Genomic DNA, 11,554 nt, shown 5'->3' with positions numbered 1-11,554 from the left:
CCTCCAGCCCCGCCGCCAGCCCCGGCCCGAGGTCGTAGGTGTCCCGGACCGTCTGCGCGAGCACGCCGTCGCGGTCGAAGACGACGTAGACGGCGACGAAGTCGTGGGCGACGGGCCGCAGGACGAACACCTCCCGCGGGTCGTCGTCCTCGCGGGACTCGTTGACGCGGGCGACGAGCGGCTCGANNGCCGCCGGGCGCGTCGGCGAACAGGTACAGCGCGCCGTTCGGCTCGCCGTCGTTCGACCGGGTCGTGATCGAGCCGACGGCCTCGCCCTCGGCGCGGATCTGGTCCCACGTCTCGACCGCCGCCTCGAACATCCCCTCGACGTCGTCGGCGAACCGGAACCGGCTCTCGCGGACGACCTCGACGTCGACGAACCGCGCCGACGCGTCCGTCCACGCCAGCGTCGCGTCGACGACGTGGCCGGGCTCCAGCGACGCCACGCGCTCAGCGATCTCCCCCTCGTACCCCTCCGCGGTCGCGTACAGGGGGTCGAACTGCTCTTCGGCGTCCGGCGCGGTCGGATTGATCCGCCCGTCCGGGAGCTCGACGAGGACGAACTCCTCGGGGGCGTCGGCGGCGGCGACACCGTCGACATCGGAACCGTCCTCGATGTCCGGTCGCGGCCGCCGGTCGTGCACGCGGAACCGGCCGCTCGTCGTCGGGTCCATACGTGTGGATCGGTCGGCGGGCGGATAAGCGGGTCGGACCGGACCGTCGGCGACGTCCCGCGCGAGGGTCGAACCGGGTCCGTCCCGGTGGCGGATCCGTGTCGTTATGGGGCGGGCGACCCTACGGATACGGTAATGGGGATCCTCGAGGACAAGTCGAACGCCCGCCTGTTCTACAAGTACCTCTCGAAGGTGTACGACCAGGTCAACCGCTTCAACTGGACCGAGGAGATGCGGACGGAGGCGCTCTCCTGGCTGGAGTTCGGCGACGACCCGAAAGTGCTCGACGTGGGGTGTGGCACCGGGTTCGGCACGCAGGGACTGCTGGAACACGCCGACGACGTCCACGGGCTCGACCAGAGCGTGCACCAGATGGAGAAGGCGTTCGAGAAGTTCGGCAAGCGCGACCGAGTGAACTTCTACCGCGGTGACGCGGAGCGGCTCCCCTTCCGCGACGACACGTTCGACGTCGTCTGGTCGTCGGGCTCGATCGAGTACTGGCCGAATCCCGTCGAGGGGCTTCGGGAACTGCGCCGCGTCGCGAAGCCCGGGGGGCAGGTGCTCGTCGTCGGTCCGGACTACCCGCACAACCCCGTCCTCCAGCGGATCGCCGACGCGATCATGCTCTTCTACGACGAGGAGGAGGCCGATCGGATGTTCGAGGCCGCGGGCTACGAGGCGTTCGAACACCACATCCAGCGAGCGACGCCGCGGAGCCCCCGAGCGATCACGACGGTCGCCCGGGTCCCCGAGGAGTAGCGCGCGGAGCGAGCGACGCCGTCGCTCTACTATCCAGGCTCCACGACCGCCTCTAGCGCCGCGACCGGCCGTCCGCCGACCGATATCTCGACGGCGATCGTCCGTCCCGGTTCGAGGGCCGGGTCGTTTGTCCCCGCGATCCGGAACGACGCCGATTCGCCGACGGACCAGTCGCCGTCGCTGGCAGCGTTGAAGGCGCCGGTCGGTCCCGGCCGGAAGCCGGCCGCAGAAAAGAACGGCACCGGCGGCTGGCGGGCGAGCGGCTCGCCGTCGACGCTGACGCGCACGTCCAGTTCGCTCGCGTCGAGCGCGTCGCCGCCGCGGTGCGTGACCGTGACCCGATCGCCGGCCGCCGACAGCGACAGTGACGCCGTCGGCGCGGGCTCGACGGGCTCGGCGGGAGCGGCGAGCGCAGCGGTGACGACGCCGCCCGCGAGGACGACGGTGATCGCGAGCAGCAGGACGCCGGCGACCGGGGCGAGCGCCCGATCGGAGCGGTAAGCGTCGCCAGCGGCGTTCCGGTTCGAAGACGGACCCGGGTGGGTCGGTGAGCGGTCGGGGAGCACGGGGCGGCTGGCCGCGGCATCAGCTAAAAACGTCCGGACGGAAGCCGACGGGCGAGGGGACCGGTTCATCGCCTCTTCGACCCGGTCGTCCCGTCGGACGAGGAGGCGACGGACGGGGACGCGGCGAGCGCCAGCACCGCGGCCGCGGTGGCGAGATTCAGCGCCCGCGTGGGGCGGGCGAACCCGAGGGCCGTCTCGGCGGCCACCCAGAGCGCCAGCGCGACACCGACCGCTACGGCCGCGGCCCGCCCCCACGAGCGGTCCGCGTGGAGCCCGTATCCGGCGAGGACCGGACAGACGCCGAACAGCGCGACGAGCAGGGCTCCGGGGAGCAGGAAGTCGTCGACTGGCGTCGGGGCGAGCGGGGCCGGCGACGCGTCCACGAGCGCGCCGGAGGGGTCGACAACGAGCGCGGCCCCGCCGGCGAGCGCGCGTGCCGCGAGCTGGCCGAGCGCCGCGAGGAGCGCCCAGTGGGAGAGTGACCGGCCGCGCAGGCGCATGGAGAGGGATGGGTGCGGGACCGACAAGAGCACCGCGACGAATTCCGGAGGTCTTGGAACGCCCAACCCTGGAACACCCGACTGAAGTCGCGTCCGCGGGCTCGGGCGCGCCGGCGACAGCACGCGGCTGCGCTACTCGTCGTCGACGAGCCGGGGCGTCGAGATCGGTCGGAGGTCGTCGACGACGACGACGCGGGGCTCGTCGACGACGGTGATGCGGTACGGCTCCGCCGGCGAGAGGGTCCTGACGACCCCGTCGGCGTCCGTGGTGCCGATCGTCCGGCTGTCGCCGTCTCCGACGCTCTTCGTCACGGTGACGTCGGGAGCGGGGTCGCCTGTCTCCTCGTCGAGGACGGTCACCGTCACCGGGCCGCCGGCGTAGCTCCGTTCGACGGTTACGTTGAAGCCGTCACCGGCCTCGGAGGCACGCTCGGTGTCGGGGAAGGCGCTGAGGTTGATCCGCTGGTGCTCGACGAACACCTGCTCCGTCCCGCCGCTGACGAAGGCGCGGAGCAACCCGTACTCGTGCGGGATAGTGATCCGCTGGACCGCGCCGGCCCCGAACGCGTCTGGCTCCCGGAGCGCCGCCGTCTCGGGGTACGCGGCCGTGGTCACGTTGATCGCCTCGTCGTTGCTGATCGCGCCGCCGCCGCGGCCCCAGCGGTCGTTTCTGAACGTCTCGCGAACGTACTCGCCGTCGACGATCGTCGCCAGCGTGACCGAGCTCGGCGTCGATTCGACGTAGATCTCCGCGGCCGAGCGGTCGCCGCGGGCGGTCGAGAGCGCGAGGTCGCGGACGGGGCCGTTGTACACCTGGAGCGCGACCTGAAGCTCGTCGAGCCGGGTCGGGGAACTGAAGCCGTCGGTCTCCTCCGCGAGCGCGTCGATCGCCTCGAGCCGCCCGTCGTACTCCCGGGCAGTGGCGGAGATACGGACGAGTTCGTCGAGGAGTTCCCGGTCGGAGAGGTTGCCGGAGGCGTGCGCCTGGAACGCCTTCGACTGGCGGCTGTGGAGGCTCACCTCGTTGCGCTCGACGCGGCTGAGTGCGGCGAGGATGAGCCGCTGTCGCTCGGTGCTGGTCTGGGCGTTCTCGATCCGGTCGACGATCGCCTCGGTCTCCACGGCGGCCCCGGCGTCGGCGACCGAGAAGGAGAGCGCCGGGCCGAGGTTCGCGCCGCGAAAGCCGCTGCCTCTCCGGGAGTCGGCGTCGGTCGGCGCCGAGAGCGTGCGGAACGTGAGGTTCGACTCGTCGATCTGCGAGGGGCCGGTCTGGGGCCGGGGCGGGTCGATCGGGCCGTCCGCGTTCGGCCTGACGGGGTCGAGCGCGATCGAGTCCGGTGCCTCGACGGCCGCCGGGGACTCGGAGACGGCGGCCGCTGGCGACATCGTCCCCGCGACCGGGACGACCAGCAGCAACACCGCGACGAAGACCGAGAGGGCTCTCATCACGCATGAGTTCACCTCCTGATATAAAAAATCCACCTCGACGACCCAGCGCGAGTCCGTGACGCCGACGCCGGCCGGCGACCGTCGCGGACGGCGAGTCTATCGCGGACCGCCCGTTACGCCGACGCAAACCGGTTATGGAAAGCGTTTTGCCCGGGCCACGAGAGAACTGACGTGCATGCGGAATCCCCCGTCTCGCGTCCTCCTCGTCTCGCTGTTCGCCCTCCTCCTCGTCGGCGGCGGGGTCGCGCCGATCGCCGGAGACGCGGTCGCGACCTCGCCGTCGCCCGCGCTCGACGCGGCGGCCCCGCACGGACAGCCGAGCGACGTCTCCCTTGCGTCGCCGAGCGTCGAGGCCGTCGCGGGTCCCGTCGGACAGATCGAGTCTGACTTCGACCCGAACACGGCGACGCGGATCCGGATCGAGCCGACGCCGGACCGCGACGCGCGGTGGGAGGTGTCGGTCAGGTACGCGCTCGCCGACGAGACGGAGGTCAGGGCGTTCGAGACCGCCGGACAACGGTTCCTCGACGGCGAGGTGGGCCCCGGCCCGGCGCTGTTCGAGGGGCTCGCGCGGGAGGCGAGTCGGAACGTGGACCGGACGATGCGGATCGAGAGCGTCGACCGCGAGGTGATCGTCCACGAGGACCCGTCCGAGTTCGACGTCGGCGAAGAGGGGACGGCCGCCGTCGGCGAACTCCGCCTGACGTTCGTCTGGACGGAGTTCCTCGGGGCCGACGGCGAGAACCTCGTGGTGGGCGACGCGCTGACGACGCCCGAGGGAACGTGGCTCCGGTCGCTCGGTGAGGGGCAGACGCTGGAGATCGCGACGCCGGACGGGTACGCCGTCACGGGAACGCCCGGATCGACCGTCCAGATACGCGACAACGCCGTGACGATCGAGGGTCCGCGCACGTTCGGCGAGGACGAGCGGGTCGCCGTCGTCTACGCGCCGGCGGGCACCACGGGGCCGCCGTGGGAGATGTTGACCGCGGCGATCCTCGTCGCCGCGCTGCTCATCGCGGGAAGCGTCGTCGCCTATCGGCGGATGGGAGACAACGACGCCGGCGGGGCGACCGCGAACGGTTCGAACGGCGATGGCGTCTCTCGGGCGACGACCGCGGACGACGACGCGAGTTCGGGTGCGGCCGCCGCCGGTCCCATCGGCGGGGAGAACGGCGACGCGGCGACGGAGGCGGAGCCCGAAGAGGACCTCTCGCTGCTCTCGGACGAGGAGCGAGTCGAGCGGCTCCTGACAGACAACGGCGGGCGGATGCGACAGGCCGACATCGTCGCGGAGACCGGCTGGTCCGACGCGAAGGTCTCGCAGCTGCTGTCGGCGATGGCCGACGAGGGGCGCGTCGAGAAGCTCCGATTGGGCCGCGAGAACCTGATCTCGCTGCCCGACGACGCTGACGTCGACGGCGGCGACGGGGGCGACGACGGCGGCGGCGCGGACGACGACAGCGCGAACGACGACGACGGTCACGTCGACCGCAACAGGCGGTAGGGAAGCCGTCGCTCGGTCCGCTCCGGGGGTCCGGGCGAAGCCAACTCTTCGCGGCGAGTGAGGTGTTCCGAAAACCCTTACACGGCGAGCGACCCAGTGACTATCATGAAAGTTCTGGTGACCGTCAAGGAGGTCGCTGAGGCCGACGACGACTTCTCGATCGAGGGAACAGACATCGCGGAGTCCGACCTCGAGTACGACCTCAACGAGTGGGACGACTACGCGGTCGAGGCCGCGGTCCAGCTGGCCGAGGCCGGTATCGCAGACGAAGTCGTCACCGTCACGATCGGGCCGGAGCGGGCCGATGAGACGATCCGTATGGCGCTCGCGAAGGGCGCCGACCGGGCGGTCCGCGTCTGGGACGACGCCTTCGAGGGCGGGTTCGCCGACGTGGCCGCGAAGGTCTCGACGATCGAGGCCGTCGTCGAGGCCGAGGATCCGGACCTCGTGCTCGGCGGCGTGCAGGCCGCCGACACCGGGTTCGGCGCGACCGGCGTCGCGCTCGCCGAGCGGATCGGCTTCGAGCACGCCGCGGTCGTCAACGACCTCGAGGTCGACGCGGACGCGGACGTCGCCCACGTCCACCGCGAGCTCGAGGGCGGCGTCGAGGAGCTGACCGACGTCGACCTCCCCGCCGTGTTGACGGTCCAGACCGGACTCAACGAGCCGCGCTACGCGAGCCTGCGCGGCATCCGGCAGGCCCAGCGCAAGGAGATCGACGCGAAGGACCTCGCCGACTTGGGACTGACCGCCGAGGACGTCGAGAGCGCGCTCGCGATCACGTCGATGTACGAGCCGGAGAGCGAGTCCGACGCCGAGATAATCGAGGGCGGCGCGAGCGAGACCGCGGGACGCCTCGCTGAGGTCCTGCGTGACAAGGGGGTGGGCGCGTGATGTCCGACGTGCTCGTCGTCTCGGAGCACCGCCGCGGCGAGCTCCGCGACGCCTCCTACGAGGCGATCACGGCCGGCCGAGAGCTCGCCGACGCCCGCGGCGGCGACCTCCACGTCGCCGTCATCGGCGGCGACGTCGACCGCTTCGCCGAGGACCTGAACCGCGAAGGCGTGGACGCGATCCACGTCGTCGACGACGGGGAGGAGTTCGACCACAACGTCTACCAGGCGGCGATCGCGGCCCTGCTCGATCGGACGGACGCCGGCACGGTCGTGGCGCCGAACTCCGTCAACGGGCTCGACTACGCGCCCGCGGTGGCCGAGGACCGCAGCCTGCCGCTGGTGACTGACGCGATCGGCTTCGAGTACGACGGCGGCCTGACGGTCACCCGCGAGATGTACGGTTCGAAGGTGGAGACGACCGTCGACGTCGACGGCGACCGCCACGTGCTCACGGTCCGGGGCGGCGAGTGGGCGCCCGCGGAGGGCGTCGGCGACGCCGCGATCGAGTCGGTCGACGTCGACCTCCTCGAGTCCGGCGCGCGCGTCACCGGCTTCGAAGAGGTCGGCGGCGGCGACGTCGACATCGCCGACGCCGACGTGCTCGTCTCGGTCGGCCGCGGCATCGAGGAGGAGGAGAACCTGGAGCTCGTCGAGGAGCTCGCCGACGCGCTCGGCGCGACGCTCTCCGCCTCCCGGCCGATCGTCGACAACGGCTGGCTCCCGAAGAACCGGCAGGTCGGGCAGAGCGGGAAGGTCGTCACCCCCGACGTGTACATCGCGGTCGGTATCTCCGGCGCGGTCCAGCACGTCGCCGGGATGAAGGGGTCCGACACCATAATCGCCATCAACACCGACCCGAACGCGCCGATCTTCGACATCGCCGACTACGGCATCGTCGGCGACCTGTTCGAGGTCGTCCCCGAACTCGTCGACGAGTTCGCGTAGGCGGGACCCCCCGTCTCGGCAGCAACGTTCTTTGACTCCGGCGGAGTAGCGGACGGTCAGACGGCGCTCCCGTCGACTCGAAATGATCCCGATCCGCGCGGCCGTCCCGACTACCGAGGAGGCGAGAGCGCTGCTCACCGGGATCCGGCGAGCGGCCGCCGTCGACGTCGAACTCGACGCCGTCGCCGCGGAATTGGGCGACGACGAGCCGGACACGGCACTGCTCGACCTCGTCGCGGCCCCGTTCACGTCCGTCGCCGACGTCGACGAGCGGCTGGCGCGGACCGAGTCGTACCTCCGAGAGCGCGGCGACCGGCGAGCGGTGTTTCTCACGGTGTACAGCCGGATGACGGCGACCGTTCGGACCGCGATCGACGACGGCGCGTTCGTCGACCCCGAGTGGGCCGCGTCGTACCTCGTCGCCTTCGCGGAGCGCTACCGTCGGGCGTTGGTCGCGTTCGAGCGGCGGGCGTTCGAGGCGCTCCCGCGGCCGTGGCTGATGGCCTTCGCCGCCGCGGCCCGGGGCGAGACGCTCGTCGCGCAGGACGCCCTGCTGGGCATCAACGCGCACATCACCTACGACCTCACGTACACGCTCGGCGACGTCGGGATCGACCCCGACCGCGACGCGAAGCGCGAGGACCACGACCGCATAAACGCGGTCCTCGCCCGGCTCGTCCAGACCGCGCAGGACGCGCTCGCCGAGACGTACGCCGCGACCGAGATCGCCGGGATCGACCGGCTGCTGGACCCCCTCGACGACCGGTTGGCGCTGCTCGGGCTGAAGGGGGTCCGCTGGTTCGCCTGGCGGAACGCCGTGTTGCGCGCCGACCTCCCGACGTGGGCCGGCGAGCCGTACGTCGACTGGCGGACCGAGACCGTGTCGACCGGCGCCGCGGCGGCCCTGCTGGCACCTGACGTCGACGCGAGCGCGCGGCTACGTGACGCGGAGACCGACGTCGACGCGGCGGCCGCGTTCCGCGAGGCGGTCCGGCGTCGGACGTAGGAGCGGGCGGGTCCGGCCGCCTCCGCGAGCCGCCGTCGCCGACCCGTTCTCGGTTCGTTTATCACCCCGCCGACCCTCCGATCCGGCATGAGCGAGGCCGACGAGCAGACGGCTGCGACCGCGACCGGCCGGGAGATCTGGATCGAGAAGTACCGGCCGCAGTCGCTCGACGACATCCACGGCCAGGAGGACATCGTCGAACGGCTTCAGAGCTACATCGAACAGGACGACATCCCGCACCTGCTCTTTTCGGGGCCGGCCGGCGTCGGGAAGTGCGTTACCGGTGAGACGCCCGTGTTGACTGACTCCGGAGTGAGGCCGATAGAAGACGTGGTCGGTGACACGGACGGTTTCGGCGAATCCGAAGACGAGATTCGGATCGCGACGATGACCGACCGGAACGATTTCGAGTACGTTGAACCGTCGCACGTGTTCGGAAAGCGTGCCAAGGAACTCGTGGAGGTAACGACTCGTGACGGCACCGAGTTCCGAGTGACTCCGGAACATAAACTCCGGGTCATCACCCACGAGGGGTTCGAGTGGATTCCCGCTGGGGAGCTGTCGGACGGCGATCGGATCGCTCGGCCAAGCCGGCTGCCGACGCCAGCGACTAATCGGACCACTGGACCGACGCTGCGGTGGTACGACGAGATGAACCCGGAGCGGACAGAGGTGACGCTCGATGCCGAGACCGCAGATGACCTGAACCTCGATCGGACGGTCCCCTTGTCAGCGCTTCGTGCGACAGCCGACGGCGTGGACAGTTGGGTGAACGGCGTCGAAGCGATCGAATACGTCAGACAAGGCCGTCGGTCGCGTTCGATTACCCCACCGACGGACGTGACGCCGGAGCTGGCACGATTCGTCGGCCTCGCGATCAGCGAAGCCCATATCGACGGTGGACGGATCAAGTTCTACAACACCGACGACGCACTGCTCGACGCGTTCGATTCGGCCGCACACGACGTGTTCGACGTGGAAACGAGGCGAGGGACGCAAAAAGACGTCCCCTACGTCGCGATCGGTTCCCGAACGCTGACCCACTATCTGGAATCGGTGTTCGACGCGTTCGCGAGCGCGAGCGGCGAGAAGGGGATCGGCTCGAATCTCGTCACAGCCGGGACGGACGCGCGAGCCGCGTTCCTGCGCGCCATGTTCGACGCCGAGGCCCACGTCAGCGCCAACGGGATAATCGAACTGACGCAGCGAAACTCAGGGCACATCACCCTGATTTCGTACCTCCTCACGACGTTCGGTATCTCCACCCGCCGGAAGGAACTCCAGAAGTCTGCGACCAACGGATCTGGTGTCGAACGGACGTGTCACGCGCTGTATATCTCTGGAGCGCGGGAACTGCGACGGTTCAGAGATGCGATCGGATTCACCATCGCTCACAAATCTGATCGGCTTGACGAGCACGCGCAGAAGGAGGCGAACCCCAATTACGACACGATCCCGAGCCAGACCGTTCTTCGGGATCTCTGTCGTCGGCTCGAGATCCCGATCACCGAGCATCTCCCGAAGAGTCTCAACCCGGAGTCGCCCGGAAGAGAGCGCTACTGTTCGGTTCTGGACAGCGTGGTCGACGCCGCAACGAAACAGATCGAAAACACGCAACGGGCGCTCGAACGCCTCGAATCGATCCGACCGGAACTCGAAGCGGCGACGGCCGTCCCGACGACATGGATCGAGAGCCGTGGGGAACTCACTCCGATCGAAACCAGAAAGCAGGTCTCTGAGGTGGTCGGTGCGCGCTCGGATCGCCTCCTGGAATACAGCGACGGTCGCCGGACGCCGCGGGCGAATCGGGTGGTACGAATACTCGGAGAGTTGGATCGACCGGTCGAAGACGTTCAGATCGATCACGTGGAGACCGAACTGAGCGAGTGTATCGATCTGCTCGGCGTGGAGTACGCCGAAGTCGTGGACGGTCTCCAGATAGAGACGCCAGATCTCACGAATCTTCTTCGATCAGACGACTCTACGTTGACGTCGCTTACCCGGCTCGAAACGGTAGCAGATCGCCTCAGGGAGATCGCCACGGATTGGCTATCGTTGGAAACCGTCGAACTCCTTGATAAGGCGTCTCGGATCGCAAACGCCGATCTGCGGTACGACGAGGTAGAAACGGTCGAGAGCGTGGCGGCCGACGAGCGCGTCTACGACCTGACCGTCCCGGGGACGCGAAACTACGTCGCCGGGGAGAATCCGACGGTGATGCATAACACCACCGCCGCCACCGCCATCGCCCGTCAGGTGTACGGCGAGGACAACTGGCGCGGCAACTTCCTCGAACTCAACGCCTCCGACCAGCGCGGCATCGACGTGGTGCGCGACCGAATAAAGGGGTTCGCGCGCTCGTCGTTCGGCGGCGACTTCCGGATCGTGTTTCTCGACGAGGCCGACTCGCTCACGTCTGACGCCCAGTCAGCGCTCCGCCGGACGATGGAGCAGTTCTCCGACAACACGCGCTTCATTCTCTCGTGTAACTACTCGTCGAAGATCATCGACCCGATCCAGTCGCGCTGCGCCGTCTTCCGCTTCTCGCCGCTCTCGGACGCGGCCGTCGCCTCGCAGACGCGCGAGATCGCGGCCGCGGAGGGGATCGAGGTGACCGACGAGGGGGTCGACGCCCTCGTGTACGCGGCCGACGGCGACATGCGCCGCGCGATCAACTCGCTGCAGGCGGCGGCGACGACCGGCGACGTCGTCGACGAGGAGGCGGTGTACGCGATCACGGCCACCGCCCGCCCCGAGGAGATTGAGTCCATGGTGACGAACGCCCTGGAGGGCGACTTCTCGCGGGCCCGGGCCACCCTCGATACCCTCCTCACGGAGACCGGGATGGCCGGCGGCGACGTGATCGACCAGCTCCACCGCTCCGTCTGGGAGTTCGACCTGAGCGAGCGCGAGGCGGTCGCGCTGATGGAGCGGATCGGCGAGGCCGACTACCGGATCGCGGAGGGGGCCAACGAGCAGGTCCAGCTGGAGTCGCTGCTCGCGTCGCTTTCGTTAGAAGAATAGGTCGGTTCCGGTCGCGCCTCGTTCCGATCGCGGCGCGTGAACGCGGTTATGTATACGGGATCGGCGTTGGGAGCGGCGTCCTAATCGTCTCCGAAGCTCCAGCCGCTCGCTTATAAGCGGGTGACACCGGATCGACGATGAACGCCTCCAAAGCCCCAACCCCCCTTTGAATCCCGTCCCGCACAGCGACCGTACCTCACACCTCCCCAGCCTCGCCGATCCGCTCCA

The 11,554-nt window shown here is 69.6% G+C and carries 9 protein-coding genes and 1 pseudogene; 6 read left to right on the top strand and 4 right to left on the bottom strand.

All coding sequences use genetic code 11. The features are described 5' to 3' along the window. Nucleotides 1-674 (bottom strand): annotated as a pseudogene (locus DJ73_RS13930) (DUF6663 family protein); the annotation flags it as partial. Between the two features lie 135 nt (nucleotides 675-809). Between DJ73_RS13930 and DJ73_RS13925 the strand changes: the two are divergent. Continuing rightward, nucleotides 810-1,433: a methyltransferase domain-containing protein gene (locus tag DJ73_RS13925; RefSeq protein ID WP_094522968.1), complete on the top strand. Its 624-nt coding sequence runs from the start codon at nucleotides 810-812 to the stop codon at nucleotides 1,431-1,433. 29 nt (nucleotides 1,434-1,462) lie between these two features. Here DJ73_RS13925 and DJ73_RS13920 read toward each other — a convergent pair whose 3' ends face one another. From DJ73_RS13920 to DJ73_RS13910, 3 genes are all read right to left on the bottom strand, one after another. Continuing rightward, entirely contained in the window at nucleotides 1,463-1,999 is a 537-nt protein-coding gene (locus DJ73_RS13920; RefSeq protein WP_254921671.1) for a type IV pilin N-terminal domain-containing protein, read from the bottom strand. A 65-nt stretch (nucleotides 2,000-2,064) separates the two neighbouring features. Then, nucleotides 2,065-2,499 carry a hypothetical protein gene (locus DJ73_RS13915; RefSeq protein ID WP_094528061.1) on the bottom strand — a complete coding sequence of 145 codons (435 nt, stop codon included), beginning with the start codon at nucleotides 2,497-2,499 and terminating at the stop codon, nucleotides 2,065-2,067. A 132-nt stretch (nucleotides 2,500-2,631) separates the two neighbouring features. Beyond that, on the bottom strand, nucleotides 2,632-3,945 hold the full coding sequence (locus tag DJ73_RS13910; RefSeq protein ID WP_094558253.1) for a hypothetical protein: 1,314 nt from the start codon (nucleotides 3,943-3,945) through the stop codon (nucleotides 2,632-2,634). Nucleotides 3,946-4,123: 178 nt separating this feature from the next. On the opposite strand from DJ73_RS13910, the gene DJ73_RS13905 reads away from it, so the two are divergent. From DJ73_RS13905 to DJ73_RS13885, 5 genes are all read left to right on the top strand, one after another. Next, complete coding sequence (locus DJ73_RS13905; protein ID WP_094558252.1) at nucleotides 4,124-5,455, top strand: hypothetical protein; 1,332 nt, start codon at nucleotides 4,124-4,126, stop codon at nucleotides 5,453-5,455. A 105-nt stretch (nucleotides 5,456-5,560) separates the two neighbouring features. After that, complete coding sequence (locus tag DJ73_RS13900; protein ID WP_094558251.1) at nucleotides 5,561-6,349, top strand: electron transfer flavoprotein subunit beta/FixA family protein; 789 nt, start codon at nucleotides 5,561-5,563, stop codon at nucleotides 6,347-6,349. Then, the gene (locus tag DJ73_RS13895; protein ID WP_094523330.1) at nucleotides 6,349-7,296 is read left to right on the top strand and encodes an electron transfer flavoprotein subunit alpha/FixB family protein; all 948 of its coding nucleotides are present in this window, start codon (nucleotides 6,349-6,351) and stop codon (nucleotides 7,294-7,296) included. Before DJ73_RS13900 ends, DJ73_RS13895 begins: the two co-directional genes overlap by 1 nt. Nucleotides 7,297-7,378: 82 nt before the next feature. Then, on the top strand, nucleotides 7,379-8,302 hold the full coding sequence (locus DJ73_RS13890; RefSeq protein ID WP_094558250.1) for a DUF5995 family protein: 924 nt from the start codon (nucleotides 7,379-7,381) through the stop codon (nucleotides 8,300-8,302). A gap of 87 nt (nucleotides 8,303-8,389) precedes the next feature. Continuing rightward, entirely contained in the window at nucleotides 8,390-11,326 is a 2,937-nt protein-coding gene (locus tag DJ73_RS13885) for a replication factor C small subunit (RefSeq protein ID WP_254921670.1), read from the top strand. Nucleotides 11,327-11,554: the final 228 nt, after the last annotated feature.

The sequence above is a fragment of the Halorubrum sp. Ea1 genome, from assembly GCF_002252965.1.
Classification (GTDB): domain Archaea; phylum Halobacteriota; class Halobacteria; order Halobacteriales; family Haloferacaceae; genus Halorubrum.
Note: the sequence above shows the minus strand (reverse complement) of the source record. Positions and strands in the feature narration are given on the sequence as shown.